The organism is Pedococcus sp. P2_D9, from assembly GCF_056404275.1.
This window is the reverse complement of sequence record NZ_JBFUEI010000001.1, coordinates 1-15,826: the sequence shown is the minus strand read 5'-3', so window position 1 is coordinate 15,826 and position 15,826 is coordinate 1. Positions and strand designations below refer to the sequence as shown.

Annotated in this window: 14 protein-coding genes and 1 tRNA gene; 9 read left to right on the top strand and 6 right to left on the bottom strand. The window is 70.3% G+C overall.

What is annotated here, in order from left to right; all coding sequences use genetic code 11:
* Positions 1 to 140: 140 nt before the first annotated feature.
* Both AC1DXJ_RS00075 and AC1DXJ_RS00070 read right to left on the bottom strand, forming a co-directional pair.
* The gene (locus AC1DXJ_RS00075) at positions 141 to 1,601 is read right to left on the bottom strand and encodes a PH domain-containing protein (protein ID WP_477631990.1); all 1,461 of its coding nucleotides are present in this window, start codon (positions 1,599 to 1,601) and stop codon (positions 141 to 143) included.
* The gene (locus AC1DXJ_RS00070) at positions 1,598 to 2,119 is read right to left on the bottom strand and encodes a PH domain-containing protein (RefSeq protein ID WP_477612611.1); all 522 of its coding nucleotides are present in this window, start codon (positions 2,117 to 2,119) and stop codon (positions 1,598 to 1,600) included. Before AC1DXJ_RS00070 ends, AC1DXJ_RS00075 begins: the two co-directional genes overlap by 4 nt.
* Before the next feature lie 63 nt (positions 2,120 to 2,182).
* On the opposite strand from AC1DXJ_RS00070, the gene fdhD reads away from it, so the two are divergent.
* The 3 genes from fdhD to AC1DXJ_RS00055 all read left to right on the top strand — a co-directional run bounded on the left by fdhD (position 2,183) and on the right by AC1DXJ_RS00055 (position 6,916).
* Entirely contained in the window at positions 2,183 to 3,010 is an 828-nt protein-coding gene (fdhD, locus tag AC1DXJ_RS00065; RefSeq protein ID WP_477631989.1) for a formate dehydrogenase accessory sulfurtransferase FdhD, read from the top strand.
* 148 nt (positions 3,011 to 3,158) lie between these two features.
* Positions 3,159 to 5,924 carry a pyruvate dehydrogenase (acetyl-transferring), homodimeric type gene (aceE, locus tag AC1DXJ_RS00060; protein ID WP_477631988.1) on the top strand — a complete coding sequence of 922 codons (2,766 nt, stop codon included), beginning with the start codon at positions 3,159 to 3,161 and terminating at the stop codon, positions 5,922 to 5,924.
* 104 nt (positions 5,925 to 6,028) lie between these two features.
* Positions 6,029 to 6,916 carry an NAD-dependent epimerase/dehydratase family protein gene (locus AC1DXJ_RS00055; RefSeq protein ID WP_477636094.1) on the top strand — a complete coding sequence of 296 codons (888 nt, stop codon included), beginning with the start codon at positions 6,029 to 6,031 and terminating at the stop codon, positions 6,914 to 6,916.
* A 53-nt stretch (positions 6,917 to 6,969) separates the two neighbouring features.
* Here AC1DXJ_RS00055 and AC1DXJ_RS00050 read toward each other — a convergent pair whose 3' ends face one another.
* Positions 6,970 to 8,103, bottom strand: coding sequence for a glycerophosphodiester phosphodiesterase (locus tag AC1DXJ_RS00050; RefSeq protein WP_477636093.1), 1,134 nt, complete (start codon positions 8,101 to 8,103; stop codon positions 6,970 to 6,972).
* A gap of 126 nt (positions 8,104 to 8,229) precedes the next feature.
* Between AC1DXJ_RS00050 and AC1DXJ_RS00045 the strand changes: the two genes are divergently transcribed.
* The 5 genes from AC1DXJ_RS00045 to fabF all read left to right on the top strand — a co-directional run bounded on the left by AC1DXJ_RS00045 (position 8,230) and on the right by fabF (position 13,263).
* Complete coding sequence (locus tag AC1DXJ_RS00045) at positions 8,230 to 9,426, top strand: PucR family transcriptional regulator (protein ID WP_477612606.1); 1,197 nt, start codon at positions 8,230 to 8,232, stop codon at positions 9,424 to 9,426.
* Positions 9,427 to 9,568: 142 nt separating this feature from the next.
* Positions 9,569 to 10,537: an ACP S-malonyltransferase gene (locus AC1DXJ_RS00040; protein ID WP_477636092.1), complete on the top strand. Its 969-nt coding sequence runs from the start codon at positions 9,569 to 9,571 to the stop codon at positions 10,535 to 10,537.
* 1 nt (position 10,538) lies between these two features.
* Positions 10,539 to 11,558: a beta-ketoacyl-ACP synthase III gene (locus AC1DXJ_RS00035; RefSeq protein WP_477636091.1), complete on the top strand. Its 1,020-nt coding sequence runs from the start codon at positions 10,539 to 10,541 to the stop codon at positions 11,556 to 11,558.
* A gap of 96 nt (positions 11,559 to 11,654) precedes the next feature.
* Positions 11,655 to 11,903 (top strand): acyl carrier protein, encoded by a 249-nt coding sequence (locus tag AC1DXJ_RS00030; protein WP_056923461.1) that lies wholly within the window; start codon positions 11,655 to 11,657, stop codon positions 11,901 to 11,903.
* 115 nt (positions 11,904 to 12,018) lie between these two features.
* On the top strand, positions 12,019 to 13,263 hold the full coding sequence (gene fabF, locus AC1DXJ_RS00025) for a beta-ketoacyl-ACP synthase II (protein ID WP_477636090.1): 1,245 nt from the start codon (positions 12,019 to 12,021) through the stop codon (positions 13,261 to 13,263).
* 118 nt (positions 13,264 to 13,381) lie between these two features.
* On the opposite strand, the gene AC1DXJ_RS00020 is transcribed toward fabF, so the two are convergent.
* The 3 genes from AC1DXJ_RS00020 to AC1DXJ_RS00010 form a co-directional block, all read right to left on the bottom strand.
* Entirely contained in the window at positions 13,382 to 14,005 is a 624-nt protein-coding gene (locus AC1DXJ_RS00020; RefSeq protein WP_477631984.1) for a hypothetical protein, read from the bottom strand.
* A gap of 94 nt (positions 14,006 to 14,099) precedes the next feature.
* Positions 14,100 to 14,615 carry a DUF3145 domain-containing protein gene (locus AC1DXJ_RS00015; RefSeq protein ID WP_477612601.1) on the bottom strand — a complete coding sequence of 172 codons (516 nt, stop codon included), beginning with the start codon at positions 14,613 to 14,615 and terminating at the stop codon, positions 14,100 to 14,102.
* A gap of 299 nt (positions 14,616 to 14,914) precedes the next feature.
* Complete coding sequence (locus tag AC1DXJ_RS00010; protein ID WP_477636089.1) at positions 14,915 to 15,370, bottom strand: hypothetical protein; 456 nt, start codon at positions 15,368 to 15,370, stop codon at positions 14,915 to 14,917.
* A gap of 132 nt (positions 15,371 to 15,502) precedes the next feature.
* Here AC1DXJ_RS00010 and AC1DXJ_RS00005 point away from each other — a divergent pair.
* Positions 15,503 to 15,579: transfer RNA gene (locus AC1DXJ_RS00005), tRNA-Ile, on the top strand.
* The last annotated feature ends 247 nt before the right edge of the window (positions 15,580 to 15,826 follow it).

The window sequence follows — 15,826 nt, the reverse complement described above, 5'->3', positions numbered from 1 at the left end:
GTAAGTCCATCGGGTTGAGCCGGGATTTTCAACCGAGTCGGCGGAAAACGCACACATTCCCACCGCGTGGACAAGGTTGGGGTCGGGCATATGGCCGATCAGCACTCCCCCACGCGACCGGTTAGGACCGGCTAGACCGGCTAGACCTGCTGGGCCCGCTGGCGGGCTCGGCCCGAGCGGACCACCTGCTCGGCAAGCAGGCGGACCGCCTCGGGCTCGTCGAGGTGGGCGACGACCGGTGAGACCGGGCCCACGGTCGAGAGCAGCTTGACCGTCGCCACGCCGCGACGGCGTTGCACCGGCCCCTGCTCCACCTTCAGCGACTGGATGCGCGCGTGCGGCACGAACTGGGCCGCGCGGTACCACGCGCCGCGGCGGGTGAGGAGGCCTCCGGGCACCACGGCATACCCCTGGCGTCGCCAGCTCAGGGGATCGAGTGGCATCGCTCGCCTGCTGGCGGTGACGAACCCCTCTGCCGTGCCCTCCCCTTCCAGCGCGGCGAGGGCCGCTGCCGGAGGTATGCCGGGGTGCACGAGAGCGAGGACGTGGAGGGCTTCCTGTCGGTTGCCGACCGGCATCAGCACCGTCTGGGTGACGTCGTCGCCGGTGCCCGCCCCGGCGACGTTGACCTTGATCCGCCACCAGCCGGTCAGCCGCCATGGCAGCGACTGGCTCACCTCGACCGCCTGGATGCGGTGCAGCGGCACCGTGGTGGTCCGCAGGTCGGTGAGGCCGTGCCGGATCCGGAGCCGGTCGCCCTGCTGGAGCAGCTCGAAGTTGCACTCCTGGATGAGTCGCTTGAGGTGGGACGTGCCCACCGCAAAGGTCATCGGGCCGAGCCAGGCCACCATCTCCGGCACGCCGAGCGCCACCGAGACCACGAGCGCGGGTACCGCGAGCAGGATGACCGCCCCGGGGCCGGTGTAGAGGATGGACTGCAGGATGCGGGAGTTCGGGATCGCGAGGATGCGCTGGCCGACGGGCGCCGGCGCCGGCAGGTCGGCGTAGTCCTCGTCAGACAGGTGGGCTCCGCCCCACTCGCGCGTTCCGCTCGGCGGTGCGACCGAGGGTGCGCCGACCTCGTCGCTGCGTCCCGCGAGGGCCATCAGCTGCTCTCGCACCTGTTGGGCCTGGGCGTCGGTGAGGAAGGACAGCTTGAGGTGCGAGTCCTTGCCACCCGCGGACTGGACCACGACCTCGGACAGTCCCGTCAGGCGAGCCAGTAACGGCCGCCCCAGGTCGACGGCCTGGATCCGGTCGAACCGCACCTGCCGGTGCTGGCGGTAGACCACGCCGGTCCGCAGCTCGATGAGGGTGTCGGCGACCCGGAATCGGGAGAACCGCCAGGACACCCAGGCGCCCGCGATGATCCCGAGCAGGACGACGAGGACGCCGATCGCGGCCCAGCCCAGGTGGCCTTGCGTGGGGTCGTCCCGCTGCGCGCCGAAGAACGAGTCCGCCTGCTGCGACACGACGTAGGCCAGCACGGCGACGAACGCGATACCGCCCTTGAGCAATGGTGAGAGGGGGTGCAGGTGCCGCCATCCGGTCTCGGGAGCCGGCTCCGACGCCGGGACCGGCGTCGGCTCGACAGCGCTCACAGGCCAGCCCGCTGGGACTCGCCCCGGGCCGCGAGCCGCTCCCTGAGGGCCTCGGCCTCGGCCGTGGGCAGCCCCGGGATCTGGCCGCCGCTCTGGGGCGAGGCGGTGTGCAGCTCGACGGTGGCCATGCCGAACCGCCGCCCCAGCGGACCGGACTGCACGTCGACGAACTGCAGCCGGCCGTAGGGCACGCTCACCAGGGTCCGGAACATCCGACCGCGGCGGACCACCAGCTCCTCCGCACCTTCGGCCCACGTGATCGCAGGGACCTGCCGACTGATCAGCCAGGCACCGAAGGCGAGGGCGACTGCGAGGACCACGGCTCCCACCCAGAACCACGTCCACACGAACACCGCGAGCGCCAGCAGGGCCAGCAGTGGCGGAACGAGGAACACCGACAGGACGAGCAGCCGCGCGGTGGCGAGCTTCGGCGAGACGGGCCGCCACGGCATACCGGTGTCGCCGAAGAGGCGGACCTCATCGGGGGACGGGGACTGTTCGATGGGGGCGTCGCTCACGTTCCCAACCTATCCGCCGGTGAGAGGCTCGGGTCCGCGACATACATTGCTCGCGTGGGACGGGTGACGAGACGGACGCCGGCGCTCCGGGTCGAGGTGACCTCGGACGGGGTCCGGTCGACGGCGCGACCGGACACCCTCGCCGTCGAGGAACCCCTCGAGATCCGCGTGGCCGGCACCTCGGTCACCGTCACGATGCGCACGCCGGGTGACGACTTCGACCTGGCACTGGGCAACCTGCTCACCGAAGGGGTGCTGCGCCGGGCCGACCAGGTCCTCCGCCTCATGCACTGCCTCGACGAGGACGAGTCCGGCTCCCCCACCTACAACGTGGTCGACGTGACGCTGGCACCCGGCGTCGTGCCCAACCTCGGACGCGTCGCCCGCTCGGGCTACCAGAGCAGCGCCTGCGGCGTGTGCGGCAAGACCAGCATCGACGCCATCACCGCGAGCAGCCCGTATGCCGTCGGCGACGACCCGCTGCGGCTGTCACCCGTCGTCGTGGCTGGCCTCCCCGAAACGCTGCGGACCCGGCAGAAGGTCTTCGACAGGACGGGCGGGCTGCACGCGGCGGGGATCTTCACCGCCGATGGCGAACCCCTCGTCGTGCGTGAGGACGTCGGGCGCCACAACGCCGTCGACAAGGTGGTCGGCTGGGCCGGTCGTGAGGGGCTGCTGCCCTTGACCGGGCACGTCCTCGTCGTGAGCGGGCGGGCGAGCTTCGAGCTGGTCCAGAAGGCCGTGATGGCCGGGCTGCCCGCCCTGGTCGCGGTGTCCGCACCCTCGTCGCTGGCCGCAGAGCTGGCTACGGAGTCCGGGCTGACGCTCGTGGGTTTCGCCCGCCCCCCGCGCCTGACGGTCTATGCGGGTGGCCACCGCCTCGGTCTGTGAGCCGAGGCAGTTCGTCCACGCTTCGCATACTGGCCAGTAGCCACCTCCGGTTGTGACCTGCGCCTCTTTGGGGTGGAAGATGGACGAGGAGGCCGCAGGCAACCCCGCGACCCCTCGTCAACTCTGGCGCGAGAAAGGACTCACGACCGTGGCCGCACGCGAGGAAGCCGGACCCATTCTCAACGGCATCCCCAGCCAGCTCCCGGACATCGACCCCGAGGAGACCAAGGAGTGGCTCGACTCCCTCGACGGGGTCATCGAGGAGGGCGGTCGGCAGCGGGCTCGCTACGTCATGCTCAAGCTGCTCGAGCGCGCTCGTGAGATGCAGGTCGGGGTCCCGTCGCTGACGGCGACCGACTACATCAACACCATCTCGCCCGAGCAGGAGCCGTGGTTCCCCGGCGACGAGGAGGTGGAGCGTCGTTACCGCGCCTACCTGCGCTGGAACGCCGCGGTCATGGTGCACCGCGCGCAGCGTCCCGGCATCGGGGTCGGCGGGCACATCTCCACGTACGCCTCTGCCGCGACCCTCTACGAGGTCGGCTTCAACCACTTCTGGCGCGGGCCCGACCACCCCGGCGGTGGCGACCAGGTCTTCTTCCAGGGGCACGCCTCCCCCGGCATGTACGCACGCGCCTTCCTCGAGGGCCGGCTCACCGAGGACCAGCTCGACGGGTTCCGCCAGGAGAAGAGCCACATCGTCGGCGGTCAGCCGGTGGCGCTGCCGTCCTACCCCCACCCGCGGTTGATGCCTGACTTCTGGCAGTTCCCGACGGTGTCGATGGGCATCGGCCCGATGAACGCCATCTACCAGGCGCAGTTCAACAAGTACCTCCACAACCGCGGCGTCAAGGACACCAGCCAGCAGCACGTGTGGGCGTTCCTGGGCGACGGCGAGATGGACGAGCCCGAGTCGCGCGGCCTGCTGCAGCTGGCAGCCGGCGAGGAGCTCGACAACCTCACCTTCGTCGTCAACTGCAACCTGCAGCGCCTCGACGGCCCCGTCCGTGGCAACGGCAAGATCGTCCAGGAGCTCGAGGCGTTCTTCCGTGGCGCCGGCTGGAACGTCATCAAGGTGGTCTGGGGTCGCGGCTGGGACCCGCTGCTGGCCCAGGACCGCGACGGCGCCCTCGTGCACCTCATGAACACGACGAGCGACGGCGACTACCAGACCTTCCGCGCCAACGACGGCAAGTACGTCCGGGACTTCTTCTTCGCCCGCGACCCCCGCACCCGCGAGATGGTCAAGGACTGGTCGGACGAGGACATCTGGTGGCGGCTCAAGCGCGGTGGCCACGACTACCGCAAGGTCTTCGCGGCCTACCAGGCGGCGATGAACCACACCGGACAGCCGACCGTGATCCTGGCCAAGACGATCAAGGGCTACGGCCTCGGCAGCCACTTCGCCGGCCGCAACGCGACGCACCAGATGAAGAAGCTCACCCTCGACGACCTCAAGGGCCTGCGCGACAGCCTCAAGCTGCCGATCTCCGACGAGGTGCTGGAGAAGGACCCCTACTCCCCTCCCTACTTCCACCCCGGCCCCGACGACCCGAGCATCAAGTACCTGCTCGAGCGCCGCGAGAAGCTCGGAGGCCCGCTGCCCGTGCGTCGCGTGCAGCACGAGCCGCTCAAGCTGCCCGACCACTCGGCCTACGACGTCGTCAAGAAGGGCACCGGCAAGCAGCAGATCGCCACGACGATGGCGTTCGTCCGACTGCTCAAGGAGCTGATGCGCGACAAGGAGTTCGGCAAGCGCGTGGTGCCGATCATCCCGGACGAGGCACGCACCTTCGGCATGGACTCGTTCTTCCCGACGATCAAGATCTACAACCCGCACGGCCAGAAGTACACCTCGGTCGACGCGGAGCTGATGCTCGCCTACAAGGAGGCCAAGGACGGCCAGATCCTGCACCTCGGCATCAACGAGGCGGGCTCGATGGCAGCGTTCACCGCGGCCGGCACGTCCTACGCCACGCACGGCGAGCCGATGGTCCCGATCTACGTCTTCTACTCGATGTTCGGCTTCCAGCGCACAGCTGACTCGATCTGGGCGGCCGCCGACCAGATGGCTCGCGGGTTCCTGATCGGCGCCACCGCCGGCCGCACCACCCTCACCGGTGAGGGCCTGCAGCACGCCGACGGCCACAGCCCGATCCTGGCTGCGACCAACCCGGCCGTGGTGTCCTACGACCCGGCGTTCGGGTTCGAGATCGGGCACATCATGGAGGACGGGCTGCGCCGGATGTACGGCGACGACCCGGAGAACGTCATCTACTACATCACCGTCTACAACGAGCCGATGAGCCAGCCGCAGGAGCCCGAGAACGTCGACCACGAGGGGATCCTGCGGGGCATGCACCTGTTCGCTCCCGGCATCCCCGACGGGCTGCCCGACGACGCGCCGCGTGTGCAGCTCCTGGCCTCGGGTGTCGGTGTTCCGTGGGCCCTCGAGGCGCAGGACCTGCTGCGCAACGACTGGGGCGTCGTCGCCGACGTGTGGTCCGTGACGTCATGGAGCGAGCTGCGCCGGGACGGGATGGCCTGCGACGAGCAGCGCTTCCTGCACCCCGAGGGCGAGGCCCGGACCCCCTACGTCACCGAGCGGCTGCGTGACACGCGCGGTCCGGTCGTCGCCGTCTCCGACTACATGCGCCAGGTGCAGGACCAGATCCAGCAGTGGGTGCCCGGAGACTTCGCCTCGCTCGGCGCCGACGGGTTCGGGTTCTCCGACACCCGGCCGGCGGCACGTCGGTACTTCCACATCGACGGCCCGTCCGTCGCCGTGCGGGCGTTGCAGATGCTCGTCCAGCGCGGCGAGGTCGACGGTGGGGTGGCCCGTGAGGCTGCGGCCCGCTACCGCCTGCTCGACGTCACCGCCGGCACGTCCGGCAACGCAGGTGGCGACAGCTGACCCTGGCCCCGCCATGCCCATGAGATGAAACCTGTTGCACGACAAGGTATGCCGCCCGCTCACCTGAGCGGGCGGCATACCTGTCCCTGGGGCAGGATGACAGGGTGACCTCCCAGCCCGCACTGACCCCACGGCGCCGCGTCGCCGTCACCGGCTCCACCGGCAAGCTCGGCCGCACGGTCGTCGCCCACCTTGCCGAGCACGGGTACGACGTGCTCGCGCTCGACCGGACCCGACCCCCCTCGCCGGCGACGCCGTTCATCACCGTCGACCTCACCGACTACGGCCAGGTGCTCGAGGCGTTCTCCGGCGGGGTGGATGAGCACTCGACACCCGTGGACGCGGTGGTGCACCTCGCGGCCATCCCCGCGTCCGGGCTGAYGACCAATGCGGCGACGTTTGCCAACAACTCGGCCGCGACCTACAACGTCTTCGCCGCCGCCCGCGCCCTGAAGGTCCGCAGCATCGTCTGGGCGTCGAGCGAGACAGTTCTCGGCCTGCCCTTCGACACTCCGCCGCCCTACGTCCCCGTCGACGAGGAGTACGACCCGCGGCCGGAGTCGACCTACTCGCTGAACAAGGCGCTCGAGGAGGAGATGGCCCGGCACTTCTGCCGGTGGGATCCCGAGCTGGCCATGGTGGGGCTGCGGTTCTCCAATGTCATGGACCCGGAGGACTACGCGGCCTTCCCGTCGTTCGACGCCGACCCGTCCCTGCGCAGATGGAACCTCTGGGGCTACATCGACGGTCGCGACGGCGCGCAGGCGGTGCGGCTCGGCCTCGAGCGGACCGAGCCAGGGTGCGAGGTCTTCGTCATCGCCAACGCGGACACGGTGATGAGCCGCTCGAGCGCGGACCTCGTGGCCGAGGTGTTCCCCGGCGTCGAGGTGCGCAAGGACCTCGGAGAGCACGAGACCCTGCTGGGCATCGACAAGGCCCGACGGCTGCTGGGCTACGAGCCGGCGCACTCCTGGCGGGAGCACGCCGGCTGACTGCGCGCAGTCAGCCCGACGTCAGCCGACGTCAGCTCAAGGTCAGCCCGACGTCAGCGCCCGAGCAGCTCCTTGCGAGCCGTGACGCAGATGTCCGGCTGGTCGCAGAAGACCCCGTCCACACCCGCCCGCAGGAACGCCACGACCTCGTCCACCGCCCTGCCGTAGTCCGCAGGGTTGGGGCCGACCCGGTAGTCGGTGGGCAGGAAGGTGTTCTCGGCACGGAACGTGTAGGGGGTGACCTTGAGGCCGGCCGCATGGGCGGCAGCAACCAGTCCGGTGGGGCTGCCCAGGGTGCCGTCGCTCCTGCGGGGCACCACGAGGTTCTTGTCCGGGCCGATCCCGTCGATCGTGCCTGACAGCGACCTGAGGCTCGCGGGCGCGAGCAGGTCCGCGTACGTGCGGGGGTCGCCGCTGCTGGCCAGGTCGTAGGGCGCGCCCGTCCCGCTGGCGAGGAAGACCTCGTTCGCCTTGTAGCCGTAGGTCCTGCGGAGCGCGACCAGGTTGCCGAGCTCGAAGCTCTGCACCCACACCGGTGCGTTGGGGCGGTTGAGGTGGTGCTTGTCCAAGAGCTTCATGAGCGCGGCCTCGGGGTTGAGGCCCTTGGTGTGGAAGTACGTCGAGTGCTTGATCTCGGGGATGATGCCGACCTGGCGGCCGTACTCCTTGGAGAGCCTCTCGCGCAGCTCGAGCACCTCCTCGAAGGTCGGGACTGCGTAGCGCCCGTCGTAGAGGGTGTTCTCCTGGCGGATCTGGGGCAGCCGCTCCTTGGCACGCAGGGTCCGCAGCTCCGCGAGCGTGAAGTCCTCCGTGAACCACCCCGTCGTCGAGACGCCGTCGAGCAGCTTGGTGGTCTTGCGGGCGGCGAACTCGGGGTGGTCGGCGACGTCCGTGGTCCCCGAGATCTCGGGCTCGTGGCGGTCGACGAGCACGCCGTCCTTGGTCATGACGAGGTCGGGCTCGATGTAGTCGGCATGCATGGCGGCAGCCAGCTCGTAGGCGGCCACGGTGTGTTCGGGTCGGTACCCGGAGGCTCCCCGGTGGGCCAGCACGAGCGGGAGGGTCGCAGCACGTCCGGTGTCCGGGGTGGCGCGTGCGGTCGTGGTGCTGGCGCTGGCGCTGGCGGCCACGGTGGAGCCGAGGACGAGGGCCCCGGTGGCGAGGAGGACAGGGAGGGTTCTGGTCATGGCCACGACGCTAGGAACTGCCGGGCGGCAGCGGGCGACCGCGCGGTGTCGAGCGGGTGAAGCCGAGCCGAACCGTCGGAGGCCGCGGTGCCACGGTTGTGGGCGGCATACAAATAGACTGGGGGTATGCCGGCCACTCGCGTGAGCACGTCGACCGCCACCCTGCAACGGGTCGAGCGTTCCGCAGGTGAGCTCTCGTCGGCCGCGACGAAGCGCATGGAGGCGGCCCACGACTGGTACCGGGTGCTCTCGGCGGAGGACCGGTCGTGGGTGGGACTGGTGGCCCAGGCCGGCATTGCCGCGTTCATCGCGTGGCTCCGCGCCGGCGGCGACCAGACCCCCGTGACTGCCGATGTCTTCGGCACGGCGCCACGCGAGCTGACCAGGTCGATCACCCTGCGCCAGACCCTGGACCTCGTGCGGTCTGTCGTGGACGTCGTCGAGCAGGACGCCACGGCCCTCGCCGAGCCCGGCGAGGAACAGGCGCTGCGCGAGTCGGTGTTGCGCTACTCGCGCGAGATCGCCTTCGCCGCCGCCGAGGTCTACGCCCACGCCGCAGAGGCGCGCGGCGCCTGGGATGCGCGGCTCGAGGGCCTCGTGGTCGACGCGGTCCTGCGCGGTGAGGCCGACGACTCGATGCAGTCTCGCGCCGCAGCCCTGGGCTGGGGGTCCACGACCCGGGTCGCGGTCATCGCCGGCAGCACCCCTCCGGGAGGCTCAGCCGGCATCGTGGACGGGCTCCGTCGTGCGGCCGAACGCGTCGGTGTGGACACGCTCATCGCGGTCCAGGGACGCCGACTCGTCTGCATCCTCGGCAACGTCGACGACCCCATGACCGCAGCCCTTGCCGTCGCCGACCACTTCGGCGACGGACCGCTCGTCGTGGGCCCCACGGTGCCGCACCTGTTCGCGGCCGGCCGGTCGGCGCGGGCTGCCCTGGCCGGCCAGTCCTGCGCCCATGCCTGGCCGGGCGCACCCCGACCGGTGACCGCCGACGACCTGCTCGCCGAGCGCGTCCTCGTGGGCGACGCTCCGGCCAGGGCACTGCTCCTCGACCGCATCTGGCACCCGTTGTCGTCCAGCCGCGGTGGTCTCCTGGAGACCGCGTCGGCCTACCTCGAGACCGGTGGCGGCCTGGAGGGCACGGCGCGGGTGCTGTTCGTCCACCCCAACACGGTGCGCTACCGCCTGGGCAAGATCGCCGACCTCACTGGCTACCAGCTCACCGACCCGCACGACGCGCACACGGTGCGGATCGCCCTCGCCCTCGGCAGGCTGAGTCGACCCGTCATCTCCGCGTCCAGACCCGTCAACGGCACCTAGAGAGGGCTTCACCCGCGCTCGGAGGCGACTGCACGCAGCCGCTCCCACACCACGCCATTTGTAGACATCCTCCAAATGTCGTGCCGGATGTTCGTGCCAAACGGTCACGCTGAGGTCACGACCGGACCGCAAGGCTGGGAGCGTGCTAGCAATCGTCTGCCCGGGACAGGGCTCCCAGACCCCCGGCTTCCTCGCCCCGTGGCTCGAGCTGCCGGCGTTCCGCGAGCGGCTCGAGTCGCTCTCCGACGTCGCGGGACTCGACCTGGTCGCGCACGGCACCACCTCGGACGCCGAGACCATCAAGGACACCGCAGTCGCCCAGCCGCTCATCGTCGCCGCGGGCCTGGCCGCTGCCGCCGTCCTGTTCCCCGACGGCCCACAGTCCGCGGTGGCCGTCACCGCCGGGCACTCGGTCGGCGAGATCACCGCCGCCGCCTTCGCGGGCGCGCTGTCGGACCACGACGCCATGGTGTTCGTCCGCGAGCGCGGGGCCGGGATGGCCGCCGCCAGCGCCCTCGCCCCGACCGGCATGAGCGCCGTCCTGGGGGGAGACCCCGTCGAGGTCGCCGAGGCGCTCAGCCGCTACGGCCTCACCGCCGCCAACGCCAACGGCGCCGGCCAGACCGTCGCCGCAGGCACCCTCGACCAGCTCGCGGCCCTGGCCGCCGATCCCCCCGCCAAGACGCGAGTCATCGCGCTCCAGGTGGCCGGCGCGTTCCACACCGCCCACATGTCGCCTGCCGTCGACGCCCTCGAGCAGCTCTCCGCCGACTTCGACGTCAGCGACCCCGGCGTCACCCTCCTGTCCAACGCCGACGGCCGACCGGTGGCGGGCGGGTCCGACACGCTGGCCCGGCTCGTGCGACAGGTCAGCAGCCCGGTGCGTTGGGACCAGTGCATGCAGACCCTCGTCGACCTCGGCGTCACGGCGCTGATCGAGCTCCCCCCAGCAGGCACCCTCGTGGGCCTCGCCAAGCGCGCGATGCCCGGAGTTGCCACACTGGCAGTCAAGACGCCCGACGACCTCGAGGCGGCCCAGCAGCTGGTTCGCGACCACGGCGGAGACCCCGCCCCCACCCGTTCCCTCCCGACCGACTCGCAAGAGGCCTGACATGACCGCACCAGCCCCCAAGGGCACCGGCTTCATCACCCCTGCGGAGGGAGCGACGTACGCACGCATCATGGGCGTCGGTGGCTACCGACCCGAACGCGTCGTCATGAACTCCGAGCTCGTCGAGGCGATCAACTCCTCCGACGAGTGGATCCAGGAGCGCTCCGGCATCAAGAGCCGCCGGTTCGCGGCCAAGGACGAGAGTGTCGTCGACATGTCCGAGGCAGCCACCCGTGAGGCGCTCACCGCTGCCGGGCTCGAGGCGTCCGACGTCGATGCGGTGGTCGTGGCCACGGTCACCCACCCCTACCAGACGCCCGCAGCCGCACCGATCCTTGCCGACCGCCTCGGCATCCGTGGCGCAGCCTTCGACATCTCCGCCGCCTGTGCGGGCTACTGCCACGCCGTGAGCCTGGCCAGCGACATGGTCCGCGGCGGCAGCGCACGCCACGTCCTCGTCGTCGGGGTCGAGAAGCTCTCCGACTTCACCGACATGTCGGACCGCGGATCCGCCTTCATCTTCGGCGACGGCGCGGGAGCCGCGATCGTCGGCCCGTCGGACACCCCCGCCATCGGCCCGACCGTGTGGGGCTCGGACGGGTCGCAGTGGAAGACCATCTCGCAGCGCGACTCGTGGGTCGAGGTCCGCGACGGCGACCTGGGGTGGCCCGCCATCGGCATGGCCGGCCAGTCGGTCTTCCGCTGGGCTGTCTGGGGCATGGCACCTGTCGCCCAGAAGGCTCTCGACGCCGCCGGGGTGCGCGCCGAGGACCTCGACGCCTTCATCCCGCACCAGGCCAACATGCGGATCATCGACGCGATGATCAAGCAGCTCAAGCTGCCCGCCGACATCCCCGTCGCGCGCGACATCGCCGAGACCGCCAACACGTCCGCCGCCTCGATCCCCCTCGCCACCGAGCGGATGCTCCGCGAGGGCGAGGTGGCCCATGGCGGGCTCGCCCTGCAGATCGGGTTCGGTGCCGGGCTCGTGTATGCCGCGCAGGTCGTTGTCCTCCCCTGACCAGACTCCCGCCGGCCCGCGGGTGATCCGGGCCACCGCAGTGACCACACGTGACGACCACCTGTCACACCAACAGAAATGAAGGAGCTGAGCCGGATGGCGCAGAGCGAGCAGGAGATCCTCGAGGGTCTGGCCGAGATCGTCAACGAGGAGACCGGGCTGGACACCGAGTCGGTGCAGTCCGAGAAGTCCTTCACCGACGACCTCGACATCGACTCGCTGTCGATGATGACCATCGTCGTCAACGCCGAGGAGAAGTTCGGCGTGCGGATCCCGGACGACGAGGTCAAGAACCTCAAGACTGTCGGCGACGCCGTCAGTTTCATCGCCAAGAACCAGGGCTGAGCCGGTCTGAACCCAGCGTGGGTGGCGGCCACGCGGCATCCCGATGTCGCTCGGCCGCCACCCCGCAACCGGCGCCCCGCCACCGCACCACCTCGACGAAGGAGCAGACCCAGCCATGACCGCCGAACGACGCGTCGTCGTCACAGGCCTCGGAGCCACCACCCCGGTGGGCGGCAACGTCCCCGACACGTGGGACGCCATCCTGGCCGGACGGTCAGGCGCGAAGACCATGCCCTTCGACTGGGTCGAGAAGTACGAGCTTCCGGTGAAGTTCGCCGCCACGATCCACACCCAGCCACTGGACGTGCTGACCAAGGTCGAGGTGCGCCGGCTCGACCCCAGCGCCCAGTACGCCCTCATCGCCTCCCGCGAGGCCTGGGCGGACGCCGGCTCACCGGAGGTCGACCCCGAACGTCTCGCCGCGTGCATCGGCACGGGGATCGGCGGCGTCTGGACGCTCCTCGACCAGTGGGACAACCTGCGGGAGAAGGGACCACGCCGGGTCTTCCCCCTGGCCGTGCCCATGCTCATGCCCAACGCCTCGTCGGCAGCCGTCTCACTGGAGATCGGCGCGCGAGCCGGCGCCCACACGCCCGTCTCCGCCTGCGCCTCCGGGCTCGAGGCGATGGGGTATGCCTACGAGATGATCCGCAACGGCCGTGCCGACATCGCCGTCGCCGGTGGCACCGAGGGCGCTGTCCACGCGCTCCCGATCGCCGGCTTCGCCGCCATGCAGGCGCTCTCGACCCGCAACGACGACCCCGAGCGCGCCTCACGCCCCTACGACACCGGCCGTGACGGCTTCGTCCTCGGCGAGGGCGCGGCCGTGATCGTGCTCGAGGAGTACGAAGCGGCCAAGGCTCGTGGCGCCAAGATCTATGCCGAGATCGGTGGCGTGGGCATGTCCGCCGACTCCCACCACATCGCCGCCCCGGAGCCCGAGGGCGCCGGCGCTTCGCGTGCCATGGTCGAGGCCGTCCAGCGGGCCGGCTTGTCCCCCAAGGACATCGTCCACGTCAACGCCCACGCCACCTCGACCCCGGTGGGTGACGTGGCGGAGTCCAACGCCATCCGGCGCGCCTTCGGTGACGACGCCGACGGTATGCCGGTCRGCGCCACCAAGTCGATGACCGGTCACCTTCTGGGTGCTGCCGGGGCCCTCGAGGGCGTCCTCACGATCCTGGCCCTGCACCACCGGCTCGCCCCCGCGACGATCAACCTGGACGACTTCGATCCCGCGATCAAGCTCGACGTCGTGCACGGTGAGGCGCGCACGCTGCCGGACGGCGACATCGCTGCGCTCAACAACTCGTTCGGCTTCGGTGGCCACAACGTCGCGGTGGTCTTCACCAGCGTCTAGGCACTGCTCCAGCCGACGCGATCACTCGGCCGTGAGGCAACGACAGGAGCCCGCCCCGTATGGGGGCGGGCTCCTGTCGTGTCAGAGCGGGACGGCAAAAGAACGGCCCTCGCCCCGACTAGTGTCCACCCGGCGGCTTCGTCCGCTGGGACTGTGTCGGGAAGATGTGGATGTCGATCAGGGGCGACGTGGTGGTCGACGGTGTCGGAGTCGTGGTCGTGGGCCGCGGAGCCGGCGCGACGCCCGTGGAGCTGCGCTGCGCCGTGGTCGTGGCGGGGGCAGGCGGGAGGGTCCGAGACGACTTGGACCGCGACGAGGTCGAGGACGTCACCGGCCGAGTCACGTCCGATGCCGCGGTAGGGGTCGACGAGGGTGGCGTCATGGTCTGGGCGGACAAGGAGGTGCCGGCCTTGGCCGGTGCTGAGGCGCCATCCGACGAGGCCTTGTGGGGCAGGATGAAGGCGAAGGAGGCCAGGGCCGTGAGCCCGCCGATCCAGAGCAGCACCAGTGACGGCAGGGGCTTCCAGCTGGCCTCACGCCCGGCCTGCTGCCGGTGTCGCAGGAACTCGCGCACATAGGCGATGAGCGTCAGGACGGCCCCCGCTGCCACCACCCACAGGCTCCACGATGCGATATGGGCACCGCGGGGTAGGTCGGCGGCCAGGATGAGCCGGGCGCACCACAGCAGCGTCCCCCCACAGACTGCGGCCAGCGCCCCCAGGAGCAGGTTGGGGCGGGTCACACGTTCCTCCAGAGTCGTCGGTCAGCGCGACAGGTTACCGAAGGTGGGGGCGAATCCTCGAAACGTGCAGGTCAGCGCGGCCGGTCGGACGAGCTCAGCCCACCTTGTGCAACCAGCGCACCGGAGCCCCGTCCCCGGCATACCGGAACGGCTCGAGCTCGGCGTCCCAGTCGGTGCCGAGCAGCTCCTCCACCATCTCGGCCATCGCCTCCGGAGAGCCCTGGGACAGCCGCAGGACCTCGCGCAGCCGGTCCTCGTTGATCACCGCGTCGCCGGAGGCCGAGGTCCACGTGTGGTGGATCCCGAGGGCGGGGGTGTGGGACCAGCGTGAGCCGTCCGACCCGGCGCTGGGCTCTTCGGTCACCTCGTAGCGCAGGTTGTCCCAGCCACGCAGGGTCGAGGCGAGCTTGGCGCCGGTGCCTTGCACCCCTGCCCACGCGAGCTCCGCGCGGACGAGTGCGGCACCGGCAGGTTGGGGCGTCCAGTCGATGGCCACCCGGCCGTCGAGCGCGGCCTCCAGAGCCCAGGTGATGTGCGGGCACAGCGCTTTGGGGGTGGAGTGAATGAACACCACCCCGCGAGTCATGACACGCGGCATCGCGACAGACATCCGGGCCTCCTTTGGTGTGCGAGGGACGTCTTCCCCACGAACCTCGTCACCTGCTGGCCTGGCTGCTTGTCGCTTCTTCAGTTGGCTGTGCTCGCCCATTGTGCACCACGAAGCACTCAGGCACCAGCACCCACACCAACCTCAGTGTCACCCCAGGGAACAGTCATCTCGCGGCGGTGGGTCTCGGGCGCCTGCCCTGGCCGCGCGCAGAGGTGCCAGTATGCCGCGTGGTGACCACGCGGCATACCGGCACCTCTGGTGGTTGGTCCCCTGGTTGGAGTGACCAGGGGCGTTCACACTCAGGTGGTCGAGCTGGACTCCGCGGAGGGTGCGGTCGGCGGCGTTCCACCGCCACCCGGTCCCCCGGCGCCTCCGACCTGGACGTTGGTCACCGCGTAGCTCTTGTCGATCTGCACGATGATGTGGGTGCCGTCGGTGCGGACCATGTGTGCCTCGTAGACCCCGTCGGAGTCGGTCTCGACGCGCTCGATCGTTGCGGTGGGCTCCTTGGCCTTGGCCGCGGCCGTGACCTTGGCCGCCACGTCGCCGGTGAGCAACGTCTCGTCGGAGCGCATCGGCTTGCTGCTGTCGGTGTTGCCGTTGCCCTGGGGCGCCTCCCCTGGCGCTACCTGGCCGTAGGCGGCAACGGTCGACGTCGGTGAGGTCGCGTCGGCACTGGCCAGGGACGCTCCGGTGAGGGCGATGCCGGCGGCGGCAGCGAGACCGGCGGCCACGGGGACGATTCGGATCTTCATGAGGTGCTCCTTCGGTGGTGGAGCTCCACCGTGCAACCGCGCTCTGTGACAGGGACCTCCCCAGACCGTGGGTTGCCTGTGCGCCGGGCGGTAGGCTCACGGCGCCCAGCCGGTGAACGCCGAGCTGGTGCCGGGGCAGTAGCTCAGTCGGTCAGAGCAGCGGACTCATAATCCGTCGGTCGTCGGTTCAAGCCCGACCTGCCCCACCAGTGTCGATGTACGACTTCGCCTGATGCTTGACGTTTGGGCTTCGGTTGATGCCTGACAGTGTTTCGGTTGATGGTTGACACCTACTTCGGCTGATCCTTGACACTCCCTTGATGAGGGAGATGAGCGTGGCTGAGCAGCGGTACAAGGCGGTTCTGGCGGTCATCAGTGACGGCCGCACGGTGAAGGAGGTCGCGGCCGCCTGGTCGGTCTCGCGGCAAACCCTGCACTGCACGAGTGGTTGGCCAG

Coding starts and splice junctions, on each gene's coding strand:
- AC1DXJ_RS00035 (WP_477636091.1), top strand. CDS start 10,539: ATGACCGCACCAGCCCCCAAGGGCACCGGCTTCATCACCCCTGCGGAG.
- AC1DXJ_RS00045 (WP_477612606.1), top strand. CDS start 8,230: ATGCCGGCCACTCGCGTGAGCACGTCGACCGCCACCCTGCAACGGGTC.
- AC1DXJ_RS00010 (WP_477636089.1), bottom strand. CDS start 15,370: ATGAAGATCCGAATCGTCCCCGTGGCCGCCGGTCTCGCTGCCGCCGCC.
- AC1DXJ_RS00050 (WP_477636093.1), bottom strand. CDS start 8,103: ATGACCAGAACCCTCCCTGTCCTCCTCGCCACCGGGGCCCTCGTCCTC.
- AC1DXJ_RS00015 (WP_477612601.1), bottom strand. CDS start 14,615: ATGTCTGTCGCGATGCCGCGTGTCATGACTCGCGGGGTGGTGTTCATT.
- AC1DXJ_RS00030 (WP_056923461.1), top strand. CDS start 11,655: ATGGCGCAGAGCGAGCAGGAGATCCTCGAGGGTCTGGCCGAGATCGTC.